Annotated in this window: 20 protein-coding genes; 10 read left to right on the forward strand and 10 right to left on the reverse strand. The window is 68.0% G+C overall.

Annotated features, from left to right (window positions below; translation table 11 throughout):
- Nucleotides 1-2: 2 nt before the first annotated feature.
- Entirely contained in the window at nt 3-725 is a 723-nt protein-coding gene (locus tag BLV31_RS04390; RefSeq protein WP_019288272.1) for a hypothetical protein, read from the reverse strand.
- A gap of 108 nt (nt 726-833) precedes the next feature.
- On the opposite strand from BLV31_RS04390, the gene BLV31_RS04395 reads away from it, so the two are divergent.
- Genes BLV31_RS04395 through BLV31_RS04410 form a run of 4 tightly spaced genes read left to right on the forward strand, consistent with a single transcriptional unit; the run spans nt 834 to nt 3,343 of the window.
- On the forward strand, nt 834-1,364 hold the full coding sequence (locus BLV31_RS04395; RefSeq protein WP_064060404.1) for a methylated-DNA--[protein]-cysteine S-methyltransferase: 531 nt from the start codon (nt 834-836) through the stop codon (nt 1,362-1,364).
- Nucleotides 1,351-1,866, forward strand: coding sequence for an RNA polymerase sigma factor (locus BLV31_RS04400; protein WP_064060405.1), 516 nt, complete (start codon nt 1,351-1,353; stop codon nt 1,864-1,866). The genes BLV31_RS04395 and BLV31_RS04400 overlap by 14 nt, the downstream gene beginning before the upstream one ends.
- Nucleotides 1,854-2,450: a methylated-DNA--[protein]-cysteine S-methyltransferase gene (locus BLV31_RS04405; protein WP_006554657.1), complete on the forward strand. Its 597-nt coding sequence runs from the start codon at nt 1,854-1,856 to the stop codon at nt 2,448-2,450. The genes BLV31_RS04400 and BLV31_RS04405 overlap by 13 nt, the downstream gene beginning before the upstream one ends.
- Complete coding sequence (locus BLV31_RS04410; RefSeq protein ID WP_039583723.1) at nt 2,447-3,343, forward strand: DNA-3-methyladenine glycosylase family protein; 897 nt, start codon at nt 2,447-2,449, stop codon at nt 3,341-3,343. The genes BLV31_RS04405 and BLV31_RS04410 overlap by 4 nt, the downstream gene beginning before the upstream one ends.
- On the opposite strand, the gene BLV31_RS04415 is transcribed toward BLV31_RS04410, so the two are convergent.
- Entirely contained in the window at nt 3,316-4,881 is a 1,566-nt protein-coding gene (locus tag BLV31_RS04415) for a bifunctional 3'-5' exonuclease/DNA polymerase (protein WP_170318580.1), read from the reverse strand. The genes BLV31_RS04410 and BLV31_RS04415 overlap by 28 nt on opposite strands.
- A 132-nt stretch (nt 4,882-5,013) precedes the next feature.
- Nucleotides 5,014-6,519 carry a YhgE/Pip domain-containing protein gene (locus BLV31_RS04420; protein WP_006554660.1) on the reverse strand — a complete coding sequence of 502 codons (1,506 nt, stop codon included), beginning with the start codon at nt 6,517-6,519 and terminating at the stop codon, nt 5,014-5,016.
- Between the two features lie 216 nt (nt 6,520-6,735).
- On the opposite strand from BLV31_RS04420, the gene BLV31_RS04425 reads away from it, so the two are divergent.
- On the forward strand, nt 6,736-7,140 hold the full coding sequence (locus BLV31_RS04425) for a hypothetical protein (protein ID WP_033097552.1): 405 nt from the start codon (nt 6,736-6,738) through the stop codon (nt 7,138-7,140).
- Nucleotides 7,141-7,153: 13 nt separating this feature from the next.
- Here the strand turns inward: BLV31_RS04425 and BLV31_RS04430 are convergent, their stop codons facing one another.
- The 3 genes from BLV31_RS04430 to BLV31_RS04440 are packed head-to-tail and all read right to left on the reverse strand — an operon-like array spanning nt 7,154 to nt 9,567.
- The gene (locus tag BLV31_RS04430) at nt 7,154-7,828 is read right to left on the reverse strand and encodes a response regulator transcription factor (RefSeq protein WP_006554662.1); all 675 of its coding nucleotides are present in this window, start codon (nt 7,826-7,828) and stop codon (nt 7,154-7,156) included.
- Nucleotides 7,816-8,907, reverse strand: coding sequence for a sensor histidine kinase (locus BLV31_RS04435; RefSeq protein ID WP_064060406.1), 1,092 nt, complete (start codon nt 8,905-8,907; stop codon nt 7,816-7,818). The genes BLV31_RS04430 and BLV31_RS04435 overlap by 13 nt, the downstream gene beginning before the upstream one ends.
- A gap of 9 nt (nt 8,908-8,916) precedes the next feature.
- Nucleotides 8,917-9,567, reverse strand: a complete 651-nt coding sequence (locus tag BLV31_RS04440) for a DedA family protein (RefSeq protein ID WP_006554664.1) — start codon at nt 9,565-9,567, stop codon at nt 8,917-8,919.
- Nucleotides 9,568-9,724: 157 nt separating this feature from the next.
- Here BLV31_RS04440 and BLV31_RS04445 point away from each other — a divergent pair, with 157 nt between their 5' ends.
- The 4 genes from BLV31_RS04445 (at nt 9,725) to fahA (ending at nt 13,630) form a co-directional block, all read left to right on the forward strand.
- Entirely contained in the window at nt 9,725-10,252 is a 528-nt protein-coding gene (locus BLV31_RS04445; RefSeq protein ID WP_039583716.1) for a MarR family winged helix-turn-helix transcriptional regulator, read from the forward strand.
- A gap of 116 nt (nt 10,253-10,368) precedes the next feature.
- Nucleotides 10,369-11,571: a homogentisate 1,2-dioxygenase gene (locus BLV31_RS04450; RefSeq protein WP_039583714.1), complete on the forward strand. Its 1,203-nt coding sequence runs from the start codon at nt 10,369-10,371 to the stop codon at nt 11,569-11,571.
- The gene (locus BLV31_RS04455) at nt 11,568-12,449 is read left to right on the forward strand and encodes a hypothetical protein (RefSeq protein WP_039583712.1); all 882 of its coding nucleotides are present in this window, start codon (nt 11,568-11,570) and stop codon (nt 12,447-12,449) included. Before BLV31_RS04450 ends, BLV31_RS04455 begins: the two co-directional genes overlap by 4 nt.
- Nucleotides 12,446-13,630: a fumarylacetoacetase gene (gene fahA, locus BLV31_RS04460; RefSeq protein ID WP_039583711.1), complete on the forward strand. Its 1,185-nt coding sequence runs from the start codon at nt 12,446-12,448 to the stop codon at nt 13,628-13,630. The genes BLV31_RS04455 and fahA overlap by 4 nt, the downstream gene beginning before the upstream one ends.
- 100 nt (nt 13,631-13,730) lie before the next feature.
- On the opposite strand, the gene BLV31_RS04465 is transcribed toward fahA, so the two are convergent.
- The 3 genes from BLV31_RS04465 to BLV31_RS04475 all read right to left on the reverse strand — a co-directional run bounded on the left by BLV31_RS04465 (nt 13,731) and on the right by BLV31_RS04475 (nt 15,484).
- Nucleotides 13,731-13,949 carry a helix-turn-helix domain-containing protein gene (locus tag BLV31_RS04465; RefSeq protein WP_039583709.1) on the reverse strand — a complete coding sequence of 73 codons (219 nt, stop codon included), beginning with the start codon at nt 13,947-13,949 and terminating at the stop codon, nt 13,731-13,733.
- Complete coding sequence (locus BLV31_RS04470) at nt 13,949-14,623, reverse strand: hypothetical protein (RefSeq protein WP_039583707.1); 675 nt, start codon at nt 14,621-14,623, stop codon at nt 13,949-13,951. The genes BLV31_RS04465 and BLV31_RS04470 overlap by 1 nt, the downstream gene beginning before the upstream one ends.
- 123 nt (nt 14,624-14,746) lie before the next feature.
- Entirely contained in the window at nt 14,747-15,484 is a 738-nt protein-coding gene (locus BLV31_RS04475) for an IclR family transcriptional regulator (protein ID WP_039583705.1), read from the reverse strand.
- A gap of 141 nt (nt 15,485-15,625) precedes the next feature.
- Here BLV31_RS04475 and BLV31_RS04480 point away from each other — a divergent pair, with 141 nt between their 5' ends.
- The gene (locus tag BLV31_RS04480; protein ID WP_064060408.1) at nt 15,626-17,059 is read left to right on the forward strand and encodes an acyl-CoA synthetase; all 1,434 of its coding nucleotides are present in this window, start codon (nt 15,626-15,628) and stop codon (nt 17,057-17,059) included.
- A 6-nt stretch (nt 17,060-17,065) separates the two neighbouring features.
- On the opposite strand, the gene BLV31_RS04485 is transcribed toward BLV31_RS04480, so the two are convergent.
- Complete coding sequence (locus BLV31_RS04485) at nt 17,066-17,794, reverse strand: MOSC domain-containing protein (RefSeq protein ID WP_064060407.1); 729 nt, start codon at nt 17,792-17,794, stop codon at nt 17,066-17,068.
- Between the last annotated feature and the right edge of the window lie 644 nt (nt 17,795-18,438).

An 18,438-nucleotide genomic window follows, 5' to 3' on the forward strand; every position in this document is an offset into this window, starting at 1 on the left:
GGTCAATCATCACCGTTGGTTTCCTTCTCCACGCCGCGTCGGCGCAGGAAGTTGAACCCGGGCACGCCCACGATGGCCTGGCGGACGTCCTTGGCGACGAGGAGCAGTTCGTGGATCTCGGGGGAGACGGTGTCGAGTGTCGCCATGATGGGCAGGACCGCGTCGACCCGCTCGGTGATCTCGGGGAGCCGGTCGATGAGCTTGATCGCGGCGCGCAGTTCTTTTGGTGAGAACTCCTCGACGAACTGGGTGGCGAGGGGAGCGGCACGTTCGGCGAGGGGTTTGTAGGTCTCGAGCAGTTCCCCGGCGGCGTCGGAGCTGCGGCCGGCGGACTCGACGACGATCCGCGCGTCGGCCGCGACCACCGTCGCATCGCGCACGACCCCGCCCGTCGAGTCGATGATCTCCGTGGCGCGCGTGACCGCATCGGCGGCTTCCTCCACCACACCGATGGTCGAGGCGATCACCTGCGTGGCCTGCGCGACGGCCACCGACGCTCCCTCGACGATGTCGGTGGCGTCGGTGACCACGCTGTCGATGCGGCGGATCAGCGATTCGACCGAGTCGATGAGCGATTCGGCCTCGCTGAGCAGGCCTTCCACCCGCGTCGGGAGCGACAGTGCGAACTCGGCGGTCTCGCGGGTGCGTCCGAGCACGGTCCGGGTGACGTCGACGATGGAACCGGCGACCGAGACTCCGAGCGCGGGCACAGGCAGCGAGATCATGTCGTCATAGTGCAGTACGTCCGATCGTCGTGATCGCGGACCTCACATTTTCGGCGTCCCGTTCGTCTACCCGGTACAGAGCACACACCGGATGGAAGGATCGAGGCCGTGACCGCATTGCGCACCCACACCGTGATCGACACACCGATCGGCGAGTTGACGTTGGTGAACACCGACGGCGTCCTGAGCGGCGTGTACATGGCCGAGCATCACCCCGCGCCCGACCGCGCCGGTTTCGGCGAGCAGGTCACCGGGGGGTTCGACGAGGCGATCACCCAGTTCGATGAGTACTTCGCGGGTCGCCGTACCCGGTTCACCGTCCCCATCGCTCCCGTCGGCACCCCGTTCCAACGCGAGGTGTGGGGGGCGCTGATGACGATCGAGTACGGCACCACGCGCACCTACTCGGAGATTGCACTCGCCCTCGGCCGGCCCACTGCGGTACGGGCGGTCGCTGCGGCCAATGCCCGCAACCCGCTCTGCATCATCGTGCCGTGCCATCGCGTCATCGGTAGCAGCGGCAAGCTCACCGGTTACGCCGGTGGTCGCGAGCGCAAACGCTTCCTGCTCGACCAGGAGGCACGGGTGCTGAGTTCCGCCGAGCCCGATGTCGCCGGCGATACCCATGTCCCTGCCTGATCACCTACCGCGGGCGAGCCTGCCTCCTTTCGAGCAGGTGGTCACCCGCCACGGCGCGACGGTCCTCCGGGTCTGCCGCGCACTGCTCGGACCGGTCGACGCCGACGACGCCTGGTCCGAGACCTTCCTCGCGGCGTTGCGCGCCTATCCCGACCTGCCACCGGGCAGCAAGATCGAAGCGTGGCTCGTGACCATCGCGCACCGCAAGGCCGTCGACATCCACCGGGTGCGCGGGCGGACGCCGGTGCCCACCGAGAACCTCCCCGAACCCGCGTCGGCCACGGGAAACCCCGGTGAGGGCGACGACGAACTGTGGAGCGCGGTCGCCGAACTTCCCTTCACGCAGCGTGCGGCGCTGGTCTACCACTACGTCGGAGGCCTGCCCTATGCGGAGATAGGCACGATCCTCGGCAACAGCCCGGCCGCGGCACGTCGCGCGGCGGCCGACGGTCGGGCTGCGTTGCGTCGTCGGATCGAACACGGAACAGGATGTCGCTCATGAACTTTCCACAACCCTCGGTCGGATCGGCCGATCTCGCGTGGTTGCGGGAGAAGCTCGTACTCGACGCCGAGGCGGCCGGGTTGCTCGATGTCGCGTTCCGCGTCGTCGACACCCCCGTCGGTCCGCTCCTGCTGGCCACCACCCCCGTCGGACTCGTGCGGGTCGCCTACGTCGCCGACGGATCCGACGCCGTGCTCGACGAACTCTCCCGCCGGATCAGCCCGCGCGTGCTCGACGCGCCGCGGCGACTCGACCCGGTGGTCCGGCAACTCGACGAGTACTTCGCCGGTACGAGGACACATTTCGACGTTCCGCTCGATCTGCGTCTCGCCGACGGATTCCGTCGTGAAGTGATCACGCGTCTGCCCGAGATCGAATACGGGCGCACGGCGAGCTATGCCGAGATCGCCGCCGCGGCCGGGAGCCCGCGCGCGGTGCGGGCGGTCGGTACGGCGTGCGCGAAGAACCCGCTGCCCGTGGTGGTGCCGTGCCATCGGGTGGTGCGCAGCGACGGCAGCATGGGGCAGTACGTCGGGGGAGTCGAGGCGAAGAGGGCGCTGCTGCAACTCGAGTCGGTGGCATGATCACCACCCTCCGGATCCCGGTGGCCGAACCCGTTGCGGTGGGGCCGATGCTCGCGTCGCTGCGAAGCCACACCGTCCCCGGCTACGAACACCACAACAGCGCTACCGGCACCCATCACCGCGCGATCCGCACGAACGGCGGCGCCGCGCACGTCGCCGTCCGCTTCGCCGACCCTGCGACACCCGACGACGGGAGACACGGGGATGTGCGACATCTCGAGGTTCATGTCGAGACCGCAGGTCGCGCGGATGTCGAGGAGATCGAAGAGAGGGTCCGGAAGTGGCTCGATCTCGGCGTCGACCCGTCCGTCGTGGATGCGGCATTCGAGCCCGATCCCGTGCTCGGGCCTCTTGTGCAGACCCACCCCGGTCTGCGCGTGCTCGGCACCACCGACTGGTTCGCCACCGCCGTGTCGACAGTGCTCGGGCAGCAGGTGAGTGTCGCTGCGGCATGCACATTCGCAGGACGACTCGTCGCAGCCTTCGGCGACGGTGCACCCGGTGGGTTGCGATGCTTCCCTACGCCGCACCGACTCGCGACGGTCGAGCAGAGCGAGCTGCGTGCCGTCATCGGCACGACGCAGTCGCGCGCCCGCACCGTCGCCGAACTGGCCCGGGTCGCAGCCGACGGGGTGGCGCCGGAGCATCTGTCGTTCGCGGCAGACCTTCTCGCGCTTCCCGGGATCGGACCGTGGACCGTCGACTATCTCGCTCTACGACTCGGCGACCGCGACGCGTATCCGTCCGGCGACCTCGTTCTCCGACGAGCCCTGCAGGTGGAGAGTGCGCGCGAAGCCGCCGAGCGCGCCGAACAATGGCGGCCGTGGCGGGCCTACGCCGTCATGCATCTGTGGACACACGCCACCTACTCGCCGCCCGCATCCTCGGCGTAGACGCTGCGCACGGCGGTGTCCATCGGGAAACGAACCTGCGTGTCGCCGAACATCAGGCGCGTCGCCACCTCGACCGACGCCGTGATGTGCGACGACGCGAGTTCCGGGTTGCCGGTGTGCACCACCACCTCGTCGTGCTGGAAGAACACGAGATCGCCGGCCGTCGGGTCGGGATCGGTGGTCAGCCGCCGTCGCAGTTCCGCAAGCACGCACAGCGCCCACTCGGCCGCGGTGGCCTGCACGACGAAGTTCCGCGTGAACCGGCCCCGCGCATGCGCATCACCGTGGGAGTGGAAGCCTTCCGGAGCGGGTGGGCACGCACGGCCCAGCCACGAATGCACCACCTCGCCACGTTCACCCGCACGGGCGGCACGTTCGACGAAGTCGACGGCGGTCGGGAAGCTGCGACGCAGCACCGTCAGCAGGGCACGCGCGTCGCCCGACGTGGCGCCGTACAGAACACCGAGCACCGCGACCTTCGCCTTCGCGCGGTCGCCGCCGAAGGACGCCGCGGCGACCGGGGCGTACAGATCGTCCGAACCGGCAGCCGCGACCATGCGCCGATCGCCCGACATCGCCGCCAGGATGCGCGGTTCGAGCTGGCCCGCGTCGGCGACGACGAACGACCGCCCCGGGTCGGCGATCACGCTCGACCGCAGCGCCTTGGGGATCTGCAGAGCGCCACCGCCGCGACTCGCCCACCGGCCCGATACGACCGCGCCGGGAACATAGACCGGACGGAACCGGTCGTCGCGGACCCAGGTGTCGAGCCAGTGCCAGCCGTTCGTGCTGTACAACTTCGACAGCTCGCGGTGCCGCAGCAACAGAGGCACCGCGGGATGGTCGATCCGCTGCAGCACATGCTTGCGGGTCGACTCGACGGTGATGCCCTCGCGACGGAACGCCTCGAGCACCTCGCTGTGGGAGGCGGGATTCACGGGGCGGCCGAAGACCGCGCTGACCTCCTCGACCACTTCGGCGATACGGCTCGGCAGGTCGTAGCCGGTCGGGCGCGGCCCGAGGGTGTCCTCGAGGAGGCGACGATGCGCTTGCGCCGAGAACGGCAACCCGTCGAAACCCATCTCGGCCGCTGCGAGAGCGCCGGCCGATTCGGCGGCGGTGAGCAACTCGAGGCGGGCGTCGCCGGAGATGCGGCGACGTTGCTCGGCGAACTGCTCGACCACCGCCTCGACGTCGATCGCGGGAGCCGCATCGAAGAGGCCGGGCCGCTCGTCGACCGGCTCCTCCGCAGTGGGCGGGGGTAGGCCCTCGCGTACGGCAAGGATGGCGCCGGTGGTGGCGAGATCGTGGCATCGCTGCACCCGAACATCGGCGCGGAGCAGCTCGGGATAGACCGATGCCGTCGAGGTCCACACCCAACGCGGTCGCGATTCGGCTTCGATCGCAGCGACTGCATCCGCGAATCCGGGGTACTCCCGCACCGAGCTGAGCGGCGCACCGAATGCGTCGACCTCGACGATGCTTGCACCGCGACGGCCCCGGCCGTCCGCAGGATGAGGAACGACGACCGTGCGCACCCATACAGTGTGCTCCATCACGGCGACAGACCCCGACGCGCGGTGACCCCCCGATTCACCCTCGAATTCACCCGTATCGAGAGCGATCCCCGCGAGAACCGCCACTACCGTGGTAGTGGAGGGACTCCGCCGCTACCCCCGACGCGCGGCGGGGTCCCCCATTTCGTTCGTGGGCCCGTCGCTTTCGCCTGCATGCTCGGAGCTGCCGGAGGATTCGCCCGTATCGTCACGATCGTCCTCACCGGCGTCCACGCTGTCGTTCGAACGAACCGTGTCGGTCGCGACCGCAGAATCCCGAACCTGCTGTCGCGACGGCCGCCAGGGCAGACGCACGGGTGCGTCCGCGGCCCGGTGGAAACCGACACGGTCGTAGATCCACGTCACCAGGGCGCCGACGACGAGACCGAACACGACGCCGACGATCGTCATCGTCACGCCGTGGCCGAGCCCGGCGTCGGGTCGTCCGTCGAAGTAGAGGATGGACCGCACCGCGAGATAGATCTGGTGCATCGGCTCGAAGGTCGACAACCATTCGAACATCCGCGGGGTGGCCTCGATCGGAATGGTGCCACCGGACGACGGCAGGCCGAGCACGATGAACACGATCAGGTTCACCAGCAGGCCCGCCGCGCCGAAAATCGACATCACCGCGAGGGACGTGATGCCCACGGCCGAGATCGCGAGCGCCCCGTACTCCCACAGCAGCAGCGCGCGCGGCGCCGGCATGCCGAGTGCGGTGGCGATCCACACATACAACGCCGAGACGATCAACGACATGACCACCGTGATGCCCCACTTGAGTGCCAGCACCTGCAGGCGCGACATCCGGGTGGTCTCCCGCGCGATGTAGAGGGGGCCGTATTCGGTGGGCACGAAACCGAGGGCGCTGTCGACGACCGCGTTGATGATCGTGGCGCCGGTGAAGCCGGCCAGGATCAGCAGCAGGGTGTAGAAGAAGGCGGACAGGCCGGCGCCCGTCCCGTCGGGCAGCGGCTTGTGCTCGACGGTGAGTGCATCGATCGGCTGGGTCAGGACGAGGCTGGAAGCTCCGGACAATTGCAGGTCGGGTGCCGACTCTGCGAGCGTCGCGGTGACGGTCTCGGTCAGCTGCTGCCCGACCGTGTCGTTCACCTGGGTCAGCGCGCGGTCGCCGATCGTCGTGACGATGCCCGTCGCGAACGCGCCCGTCCGGGGATTCGTGTAGAGGGTGATGATCGGCTTCTCGATGTCACCGGGAACGACCGAGGCCTGCGCGAGGATCGAGATGCGTTTGGTGAAGTCGCTCGGGATGACGATCGCGCCGTACAGGCTGCCGTCGTCGAGGCCCTGGTTGGCGGCCGAGATTCCCATCCGTCGGAGGTCGATCTCCTCGGGATCGATGCCGTCGAGGATGCCCTCGGTGATCTGGTCGCCGAAGTTCTGTCGCTCGTCCGATCCGGGCAGCACATCGCCGACGTCCTGATTGACGATGGCCATCGGGAACTGTCTCAGGTTCTCGCTCGGATCGAGGAGTGCGCCGAGATAGAAGTAGGCCAGGGCACTCATCATCGCTGCGACGACAGCGAAGGGCGCGAGCCAGAAGCGCGGGCTGCGAAGGGTGCCGTGGTGCGGATCGGTGGTCGACTGGGTTGAACTCACCTATCAATTGTGCACACAGATGTGTGCTCTTGGAGGGCTCGAGTGCTCGAATGCACGCGAGGTCGGGTTGCGTGATCTGTCACTCGAAGGCGTCCTCCCCGCCCGAATTGCCGGAAAGCGTCGGAGATCGACAATCTCGGTTTGTCGTATCGGACCCCGCGGTCCGTGTTTCGATGTGGTCGACGGACGGATCCGACAGAATGGGCGGAGGGAACGATGGCGAACGGATTTCGGCGGGTACTGCGAGCGGGAGCGGTCGCCGCAGTGGCAGGAGGGATCGTCCTCGGCGGCGCCGGCATCGCGGCGGCGCAGGACGAGTGGCCGGTCCAGCAACCGAACAGTCCGATCTACGTGTACGACGTGGACCCCGCCAACTGGCTCACGCCGGACGAGCTTGCCTACTGGAATCCGCTGGTGAACGAGCCGCGGCTGACCTCGCCCTTCGGCACGAACACCCGCATCGTGTGTCAGGGCTTCCACGGCGTGACGACCGATTGCTGGCAGGCCGACCTCGAAGGCCGTCCACATAAGCTTCAGCGTCTGCCCGCGAACCTTCCGAATGTGACGGGGTCGAGCGCACCCGGCGGAGGCGTCGGGCACTTCGTGTATCCGCTCTTCTGATCCGTACGGGGCGTCAGCGGTCGTCCCGTGAGCTCGGGGTGCCTGTGCTCTCGAGATAGAGGAGAACCGCCCGTACCCGCCGACTACGGTCGGCCTCGCGCGGCAGGTCGAGCTTCACGAAGATCGAATTGACGTGCTTCTCGACGGCGCTGACCGACATGGTCAGACGATCGGCGATGCCGGTGTTCGTCAGCCCCTGGGCGAGGGCCTCGAGCACCTCGCGTTCGCGTTCGGTGAGGGTGGCGACAGGGTCGGTGCGGCGGGTGCTCGCGAACAGTTGCCGCACCACCTCGGGATCGAAGGCCGTCCCGCCCGCGGCCACACGTTCCAGGTCGGTGAGGAACGCCCCCACGTCCGACACGCGATCCTTGAGCAGATAGCCCACGCCACCCCAGCCGTTCGTGAGCAGGCCGGTCGCGTTCCGGTGCTCGACGTACTGCGACAGCACGAGCACAGCGACCTGCGGGTGCTCCTCCTTGATGCACCGCGCCGCGTCGATGCCCTCCGTCGAGTAGGTCGGTGGCATACGCACGTCGAGCAACACGAGGTCGGGCACCTCGCGCTCGACGACGTGACGCAGCTCGACGGCGTTGCCCACACCGGCAACCACCTCGTGGCCTTCGTCCGCGAGCAACCGGGACAGGCCCTCGCGAAGAAGGGTCGAATCCTCGGCTATCACGATGCGCACGGGATCCTCGCTTCCACGACGGTCGGCCCTCCGCGGGGGCTGTGTACGGAGAACTGCCCGTCCAGCGCGGCGACACGGCGCGCGAGACCTGTCAGCCCGGAGCCCGTCATCTCGGCCCCGCCACATCCGTCGTCGACGACCGTGACCGTGACGACGTGACCGTCCGCCGCGACGGTCACCGACACGTTGTCGGCGCCGGAGTGCTTCGTCGAGTTCGTGACCCCTTCCGCGGCAACGTAGTACGCGGCTGCCGCGACATCGTGTGGTGGTTCCGGGTCGATCGACAGATCCAGGTCGACGGGGAGGAAGGTGTGCGCGGACAACCCTTCCAGCGCCGCGGCGATTCCGTGCTTGTCGAGCGCGGCCGGGTATATCCGCCACGCCACGTCGCGCAGTTCGGTGAGCAACGCCTGCGCCTGGGCGACGGCGTTGTCGAGGTCGGCGACGAGGTTCCCGCCGCCGCGTTCGGCGGTGCGACGCGCGCGACCGACGTCGAGTGCGAGCGCGACGGCCCGCTGCTGGACGTCGTCGTGCAGGGCGCGTTCGATCCGCCGGCGTTCGTCGTCGATGGCGGTGACGAGGTCGGCGCGGGTGCGCTGCAGGTCGCGGAGGCGATGCTGCGTGGCATCGTCGCCGAGCAACCGCAGGGCTGTGCGGACGTCCCACTGGCCCACGATCATCGCCATCCGGACGGAGAGATAGATCATCACGGCGGCGACGAGGAGCGAGACGAGACCGTCGGCGACGGAGATGCGACCGCCTGCCAGCAGGACGAACGCCCAGCCCCCGTAGCCGGTCGCGGAGATCAGGACGAGCAGGACGACGAGGCCGACGAGCGGACCGTAGGCCAGGCGGACGAGGAAATATCCGGTCGGCTCGCGATCCGGAAGATCCCGGACCGCCTCGGCGTCGAACCATCGCACGAGACGAATACGGTCGCGTTCGGCCGCGCGACCCGGTCCGTCGGTGGTACGGCGAGCCGATGCCGCCACACCCGTCACCGCGGTGACGATCCCGAGCAGAAGCCCGACGACGGCGCGGACCGAGGTCCCGAGTGAGCGCCGAAGGTGATCGATCACGGACCGACCCTAACGGGCGCGAATCGATCGGACACGGCGGACGACGAACACCGCCACTGCTGCGACCACCGCGACGATCACGAGTTTCTGCAGCACATCGGCATACGGTTCGACGACTCCCCAGTTCTCACCGAGGAGGTATCCGGCGAGTACGAAGATCGAGTTCCACAGGGCGCTACCGAGGGCGGTCAGGACGACGAACCGACCGACGGGCATGGCCTCCACCCCGGCGGGAACCGAGATCACGCTCCGCACGAGCGGCACCATCCGGCCGAGGAGCACCGACTTCTCGCCGTGCCGGGCGAACCACTCTTCGCCGCGCCGCAGATCGGAGGTGTTCACCAGGGGGAGTCGCTCGACAACGGCATACATCCGCTGACGGCCGAAGGCGCGTCCGGCGAGGTAGAGCAGCAGTGCGCCGACGAGGGAGCCGAGGGTGGTCCACGCGACGGCCGAGACGAGGGAGATCTCCCCGCGGGAGGCCGCGAAGCCGGCGAGGGGAAGGATCACCTCGCTCGGGATCGGCGGGAAGAGGTTCTCCGCGGCGACCGCGACACCGGCACCGGGTGCTCCGAGCATCTCCATCAGCTGTAGCGACAGACCCGCGAGGCCGTGGAGTTCGTCCGTGGGGGACTGCGTGAGGGTGTGTGCGAGGTTCATGTCCGGAACGCTATGAGCGGCGAACGTGCAGGTCGCTGCGGTTTTCCGCCGACTTCGCGGCGTTCGGGGTGTGGTTTTCCGCAGTCCTGCCGAATTCCGGTCTATCCACCGGATAGTAAATGGATGAATTATCCCGGATCTGCGGTACTGTGACCGCATGTCCGGACCCCGCGACCTCGACTACTGGTCCTTCGTCGAACTCGCGCAGGAGCGTCTGAACAGCAAGTTCGGCCAACATCACCGCAGCGCGACCGAAGTTCTGCTCACGCTCAACCGGGCCTCGGACATCGTCACCTACGACCTCGAGGCCGCCGTTCACCGTCCGCGCGGCCGGTCGTGGTCGGCCTATCGGCTCATGTTCGTCATCTGGCTTGCCGGCCCGATCGAGCCGAACGTCGCCGCGCGACTCACCGGGATGAGCCGCGCCGCGGTGTCGAACCTCGCGAAACCGCTGGTCGAAGCGGGAATCTTGGAGAAGACACCGGTCAGCCACGACGCGCGTTCGGTGCAGTTGTCGCTCACCGAGGCGGGGGAGAAGGAGATCCGCGACAGCTTCCGCGCCCAGAACGAGCGCGAGGAGGCCTGGGTGGAGGTGCTCACCCCCACCGAGCAGCAGATTCTCGTGATGCTCCTGAACAAGCTGATCACCAACCGCAGCCAGTTCGACGTGCGCGGACGCAACTGACGCAGCCTCGTGACCTCTCTGTGGTTGCGCTCACGCCCTCCGTTTAGTTAACGTATTTACTACTTCCAGGCGAGCGACCTTCCCTCGCACGCCCGAGATCCGCGAGGAGTCAGATCATGGCGTTCTACCGACAGCTCGGCGTCATCCCGCCGAAGCGTCACACCCAGCACCGTGACGAGAACGGCGACCTGTACTACGAAGAGCTCATGGGCGAGGAGGGCTTCTCGTCCGACTCGGCGCTGCTCTACCACCGGTACATCCCCTCGGCGATCGTCGACGCCACCGAGTGGAAGCTGCCCGATCAGACCACCACGCCGAATCACCCGCTCAAGCCGCGGCACCTGAAGCTGCACGATCTGTTCCCCGAGACGATCTGGGCCGAGACGGATGTCGTGACCGGTCGTCGTCTGGTCCTGGGCAACGCCGACGTGCGCATCTCGTACGTCGTGTCGTCCAAGCCTTCGCCGCTGTACCGCAACGTCGTCGGCGACGAGATGGTCTACGTCGAGTCCGGTGAGGCCACCGTCGAGACGGTCTTCGGCCCGCTCGAGGCGAAGGCCGGCGACTACGTGCTGCTGCCGATGGCCACCACCCACCGCTGGGTGCCCCAGGGCGACGCACCGCTGCGCGCCTACACCATCGAGGCCAACAGTCACATCGTCCCGCCGAAGCGTTACCTGTCGAAGTTCGGGCAGTTCCTCGAGCACGCGCCGTTCTGCGAGCGCGACCTGCACGGCCCGACCGAACTGATGCAGGTCGAGGAGGAGAACGTCGAGGTGCTCGTCAAGCACCGCACCTCGCACGGCGTCGTCGGCACCCGCTACCTGATGCCGCACCACCCCTTCGACGTGGTCGGCTGGGACGGCTGCCTGTACCCCTACACCTTCTCGATCCACGACTACGAGCCGATCACCGGCCGTGTCCACCAGCCGCCGCCGGCGCACCAGGCGTTCGAGGGCAACAACTTCGTCATCTGCAACTTCGTGCCCCGCAAGGTGGACTACCACCCGCTGGCCGTGCCGGTGCCGTACTACCACTCGAATGTCGACTCCGACGAGGTCATGTTTTACTGCGGCGGCGACTACGAGGCCCGCAAGGGATCGGGTATCGGCCAGGGTTCGATCTCGGTGCACCCCGGTGGTCACGCGCACGGCCCGCAGCCGGGCGCCTACGAGCGCAGCATCGGTGTGGAGTTCTTCGACGAACTCGCCGTCATGGTCGATACCTTCCGCCCCCTCGAACTCGGTGAGGGTGCGCTCGCGTGCGAGGACGCCGCCTACGCCGGCAGCTGGAACCGCAATGCAGGAGCGACGAAATGACTTTCGGACCTCTCCTGACGGGACTGTGCGACGACGCGGCGCTGTTCCCTCCGGGCAACGCCCCGCTGCCCGTCGCCGTCCCCGCCCACGCCGGACACCGCTCGTCCGCGCACGCACCCCTCGTCGGAGCGTTCGTCTTCCCGGCCGGTCGCCTCGGTGAACTCGCAGATCACCTCACGCAGCACCCGTATCCCGGCGAGCTGGGCCTGAGCCTGACCGCACCGACCGGCACCGCCGCCGTCCGACCCGCACTCGAGCAGGTCGACGCGATGGACTCGGTGTCCGTGGTGGCGCTCGAGATCGCGGTCCCCGCAGAGCAATCCGTCGACGAACTGTTCGCGGCACTCGCCGAGATCTCCGTGGGCCGCCCGGATGTCGATGTCTTCGTGGAGGTTCCGCGCGACGAGCGCCGCGCCGAGATCCTCGCCCGTATGGTCGGCACGCCCTACGCGGCCAAGTTCCGCACCGGCGGCATCGTCGCGGAGGCGTATCCCGACGAAGCCGAACTCGCCGCAGCTGTCGGCACGGTCGTCACTACGGGTGTGCCGTTCAAGGCGACCGCCGGTCTGCACCACGCGGTGCGCAACACCGACCCGAAGACGGGCTTCGAGCAGCACGGGTTCGTGAACCTGCTGGCCGCAGTGGACGCGGTGCTGTCCGGAGCCGACACCGACGAGGTCGCCTCCGTGCTCGCCGAACGCGACGGGGCAGTGCTCTCCGCCCGCCTCGGCGCCCTCTCCGACGACCGGGCCGCAGAGGTCCGGCGCCGTTTCCTGTCGTACGGCACCTGCAGCATCGCCGAACCGCTCGACGATCTGCTCGGCCTCGGTCTGGCACCCTCGACCGTTTCCCCGATCACCGAAGGAACGAACGCATGACCACCATCGCCATTCCGGAGGGCTCGCTCTTCGGCCTCGACAACCTGCCGTACGGCATCTTCTCCACGGCCGACAGCGAACCCCGCGTCGGTGTCCGCGTCGGAGATTCGGTCCTCGACCTGAGCCGTGTCTTCGAGGACGACATCGTCTTCGCCGAGCCGTCGCTCAACGCGTTCATGGCCCGGGGCCGCGCCCGGTGGGACGAAGTCCGCGCTGCGATCAAGGAACTCGTCGCCGGTGACGTCGCCGACGAGGCCGTCTTCGCCGTCACCGACGTGACGATGCACCTGCCGATCGAGGTGGCCGACTACGTCGACTTCTATGCGTCGGAGAACCACGCGTCGAACCTCGGCCGGTTGTTCCGCCCGCAGAACCCCGACCCGCTGATGCCGAACTGGAAGCACCTGCCCGTCGGCTACCACGGCCGGTCGAGCACCGTCGTGACCTCGGGCGTCGACATCGTGCGGCCGTGTGGGCAGCGCAAGGGCCCCAACGATCCTGGGCCGGTCTTCGGTCCGTCGATCCGCCTCGACATCGAGGCCGAGATGGGCTTCATTGTCGGTGTCGGCTCCCCGATGGGTTCGCGGATCACCCCCGACGAGTTCGCCGACCACTGCTTCGGCGCGGTCATCCTCAACGACTGGTCGGCCCGCGACATCCAGGCGTGGGAGTACGTGCCGCTGGGCCCGAACCTCGGCAAGTCCTTCGCGACGTCGATCTCGCCGTGGGTCGTTCCGCTCGCCGCGCTCGAGGCGGCCCGCATCGACACCCCGGTGCAGGACCCGGAACCGCTGCCGTACCTGAAGGGCACCGAGAAGTGGGGCCTGGACATCGATCTCGAGGTCGAGTGGAACGGGCACGTCGTGTCGCGCCCGCCGTACGCGCAGATGTACTGGTCGCCGGCGCAGATGCTCGCCCACACCTCGGTCAACGGTGCCGCGACTCGCACCGGTGATCTGTTCGGCTCCGGCACCATTTCGGGCCCGGAGAAGGACCAGCGCGGTGCCTTCATCGAACTCACCTGGGGCGGAGCAGAACCCGTGCAGGTCGGCGACGAGACCCGCACTTTCATCGAGGACGGCGACGAGATCGCCATCTCTGCCACCGCGCCCGGCCCGAACGGGACCCGCATCGGCTTCGGTGAGGTCCGCACCCGCATTCTTCCCGCGATCGGGGAATAGAGGAAACAGGTCCGTGCGTCAGCCGGAGCGCCACCGGCCGGGCCGATCGGCGATGCCCGGAACCCACGAGGTTCCGGGTATCGCTGTTTTCCGGGGTCGGTCAGTCGACCGAAAGAATTTCGCCCACAGCGCAATCCAGTACGCGGCACAGGGCGGTGAGGGTCGAGAAGCGGATCGCGCGGGCGCGTCCGTTCTTGAGTACCGACAGGTTCACCACGCTGACGCCGACCTTGTCGGCCAATTCGGTGAGGGTCATGCCCCGATCGGCCAGCAGCTCGTCGAGATGACACCGGACGGCATGCTCGGTTTCCGGAGGCATCAGACGAGTCCTTCGTTGTCGCGCGCCATGCGGCTGCCGATCCGCAGTACCACGCCCACGGCCGAGATCACCATGCAGAAGACGTAGGCGTACCAGAACTCCGGTCCGAGAGGCGCGTTCGAGAGGACCTCGTTCATGTCCACGTCACGGATCAACATGTTGGTGCCCAGCGTGCGGGGAATCATCGGGACGATGATGGTCGCGATCGCCACCATCGACGTGACCCACACGAGCCGGATGACACCCCGGTCGAACAATCGGCCCCGGACGAATCGCACGACGATCCAGCTCAGCAGGGCCAGGGCTGTCAGGTAACCGAACGTCTGTACCGCCTCCCCGGCGCGGAGGAGGCCGACGCTGACGGGTGAGAGGGTGTCGGTCGGAACGTCGATCACCGTGGTCGAGGTGGTCTGGAGGTCGGCGCCGTTCGGGGTGGACAGCACCGGCGCCGCTGCCGCGTCGTCGAACCGGACCCGCGCGGTCACGATGCCGTCGCCGAGGGAGCTCGCGAGGTCGCGGACATAGGTGAAGAGCACGATCAGTGAGGTCAGCGCGAAGACGGTGAGGGACGCCCGCAGATCGGTGCGGTCCTTCTTCGACGTCTCGGTGGGGGAGAGCGTGTCGGGTTCGCCGCCCGGGCCCTGGGGGCGGTCGGTGCCGTGGGTGGAATTCATGGTCGTCTCCGAACTCGCCGGACGGCGGGGCTATCGATTGTCGATATCATCGATAATCGTTATACCTATCGATAAACGATATGTCCAGAGGTGGGGGCGCCCGCCAGTCCTGCTCGGAGCGGATCAGGGTAGGCGACGCTCGATCGCGTCCCGCGCTGCCAGCGCCTTCGCGCCGTAGTCGGCGAAGAGGTCGGGTGTCAGCCGCGAAGCCGGACCGGAGATGCTGAAGCAACCGCGCACGGTGCCACCGCGCCCACGCAGCGCGACGGCGACGGCGGCGATGCCGTCGTGCAGCCCTTGTTCGGTCACGGCATACCCGCGGGCGCGGATCTCGGCGATCTCCTCGCGCAGCGCTGCCGGTTCGGTGACGGTGCGCTCGGTCAGTGATGGGAGTTCGGTCGCGAGGAAGTCTTCGATCCGTTCGTCGGGCAGCGACGCGAGATAGGCCTTGCCGGTCGACGCGGCGTGGAGGGGAAGGCGCGTGCCGAGGGCGAGGAAGGCGCGCAGCTGATGGGCGCTGTCGAGTCGCTCGATCAGGACCAGCTCGTTCCCGTCCGGCACGGCGAGATGGACGGTCTCGCCCGTCTCGGTCTGCAGCCGGTTCAGCTCCGGGAGTGCGACCTCGCGCAGGTCGTCGCCGGACGACATCGCGCTGCCCAGGCTGAATGCGCGGCCGGTGATGACCCACTGCCCGGCGTTCGTCGTCGAGGGGCGCAGCCAGCCGGCTTCGGCGAGGGTCTTGAGGCATCGCTGAACGGTGCTCTTGGGGACGTCGAGTCGCTTGCTCAGGTCCGACAGCCCGACCGGTTGCGTGGTCGCGACCTCCTCGAACACGCGGAGTGCGGTGAGAACGCTGTTCATCGGAACCTTTCGCGCGGTCGTTGACGGCAGGCGGCACGGGCTATAGGTTGAGCCGGACCGCATCGTAGCACGCTGGTCCACAATGTGGACCGTGCACCGCGCGACACCGTCCGGCAGGACGTCGAGAAGGGACCACCACCGATGACCACCACCACGCCCGTGCCGTTGCTGACCTCGCTCACCGAGTCCGGAGCAGGCAGTGACGACCGCAGCGCTGTCCGCGTCGGAGACGTCTCGCTCACCCGATCCGAACTGATCGCGGCTGCCGCCGCGGTGGCCGACGAGGTCGCAGGCTCCTCGCGGGTCGCTGTCGACGCCACCGCGAGCATCGAGACGGTGATCGCCACGACCGGATGCCTCATGGCCGGTGTGGCCGCCGTGCCGGTGCCGCCGGATTCCGGTCCGGCCGAACGCGCGCACATCCTGAAGGACTCGGGTGCGCAGGTGTGGCTCGGCACTGCCCCCGAGGACGTCACCCTGCCCGCGATCCCGGTCGACGCGAACGCGCGCTCGTCGTCCTCGCACGCCGAGGCGGACCCGGGCAGCGCCGCAATGATCATGTACACCTCCGGAACCACCGGTGCCCCCAAGGGAGTCGTGCTCTCGCGGTCCGCCGTGGCGGCCGGCCTCGACGGCCTCGCCGAGGCGTGGAACTGGACGTCCGACGACACTCTCGTCCACGGACTTCCGCTGTTCCACGTCCACGGACTCATCCTCGGCGTCGTCGGTGCGCTCCGGCAGGGCTCGTCGCTCGTGCACACGGTGCGACCGAAGCCCGAAGCCTATGCAGCGGCGGGTGGTTCGCTCTACTTCGGTGTTCCCACCGTGTGGTCGCGGGTCGCCGCCGACGAATCGTCCGCTCGCGCACTGTCGTCCGCGCGACTTCTGGTGTCGGGCAGTGCGCCCCTGCCCGTTCCGGTCTTCGAGCGCATGCTCGCCCTCACCGGTTCCGCGCCGATCGAGCGGTACGGGATGAGCGAAACGATCATCACGATCAGCACCCGCCACGACGGTGAGCGCCGGCCCGGCTGGGTGGGTCTGCCGATCGACGGCGTCTCCACCCGCCTGCGCGACCAGGCCGGCAACCTCGTGCCGCACGACGGCGAAACCCTCGGCCAGTTGGAGGTGTCCGGCGCGACCCTGTTCGACGGCTACCTGAACAACCCCGAGAAGACCGCCGAGTCGGTGACCGAAGACGGCTGGTTCAAGACCGGCGACATCGCCGTGATCGACGACCAGGGTTTCCACCGCATCGTCGGCCGCGAATCGGTCGACATGATCAAGTCCGGCGGCTACCGGATCGGCGCCGGCGAGGTGGAGCATGCGCTGCTGAACCATGCCGGCGTGCAGGAGGCGGCGGTGGTGGGTGTGCCGGACGACGATCTCGGACAGCGGATCGTCGCCTACGTCGTCGGGGATCTCCGTGATCCGGGCGAACTCTCGGACTTCGTCGCGCAGACCCTGTCGATCCACAAGCGCCCCCGCGAGATCCGTACCGCCGACGCTCTTCCGCGCAACGCCATGGGCAAGGTGCAGAAGAAGCTTCTCGTCGAGGACTACCTCGCCGGGAAGTGACCCGGTCTACCCGATCCGGACTTCGTCGCCGACGGTGATGTCGCCGGGAGTCGGGACGGTCGCGTAGACACCGATGCACGGCATCGGCTTGCCCTCCGGCACATTGGGCACCTGATGCGCGGTCATCACCTCACGCAGCATGTCGCGCCGCGCGGGAACCTCCTGATGGGGGAGCGTCACCATGACGCACCGCGCGGTGCGCTTGTGCGGTTCGAGGACTGCCGAGCCCACCGACACCCGTCGGCCGATCCATTCGTCCTCCACGAAACCGGTCGTGTCCGGAGTGTCGACGACCAGCTGCGGCCGGAACCGCCGCAACGCGATATCGGTGGGGTCGCCGGTGCCGAGCGCTTCGACCGCGGAGCGGGAGACGAGATGCACCGGCGCCTCGTCGTAGGTGCGGTCGCGCGGTTCGAGCCGCACGTCGTGACCGAGCAGCTTCGACAGCAGGTCGTCGACCTCGGGATCGTCGCCGCGCACCACCGTGCCGTCGGCGAGCGTGAGTTCGAGTGCCGCCGGATCGCGGGGGTCGTCGTCGTTCAGAAGTCGTGCGGAGCAGGTCAACAGCAGTCCGTAGCGTCGGAAACGCTTCGCACTCGCGATGTTTCCGGTTTCGGCGTCGACCAGCGCCCACAGGTGGTCGCCGCGCACACCGTCCGCTTCGATCGCTGCGGCGTCGATCCGTTCTCCTCCGAACGATTTCACCGGATAACGCCACACCTGATCGATACGCACGACTCGTGAGCATACGGGGAACTGGGGAAAATGTTACGTGCGATTCCAACTCGCGGACGAAAACACCCGAGTCTCCGCCATGTTCTTCAACGGCGCATTGCAGATGACCTCACCACTGTTGGAGCCGATGAGCGAATCCACCGCACCACTGCTCGCGATCTACCCCAATCGCAGAAACATGAGGTGGACACGTGGATGCTGCGCCGTGCCGCGGTCGATGCACGCCGCCGACTCCCGAAGCTGGATGACCCGAATCCCTCGACCTTGCTGGCTCAACGGAAGCTGCCGTCGCGGCTGACCGCGCTACGCGCTGTCCATGTCCCCGCATCCAAACAGCACGCAGAAAAGGGACGGGACCGACAGGCCTATGACGAACTCCTGCGGTCGCAGCTTGCCCTCGGAGTGCTTCGAAACGCACATGCCGCAGAAGTCGGCATCGCCCACAAGCCCACCGGGCGACTGCTCGATGCATGGTTGGCCTGCCTGCCGTACACCCACAGGTGCACAGCTGCGGGTGATAGCCGATATCCACACCGACATGACCGCCTCCGGCCGACGAATCGGCTGCTGCAGGGAGACGTCGGCGCCGGAAAGGCCCCTGTCCTGGCAGCCACTGCGTTTGCGTTACTGGTAATCGAAGGCGG

Origin of the sequence: Rhodococcus pyridinivorans, from assembly GCF_900105195.1 — a bacterium.
GTDB classification, from domain to species: Bacteria; Actinomycetota; Actinomycetes; order Mycobacteriales; family Mycobacteriaceae; genus Rhodococcus; species Rhodococcus pyridinivorans.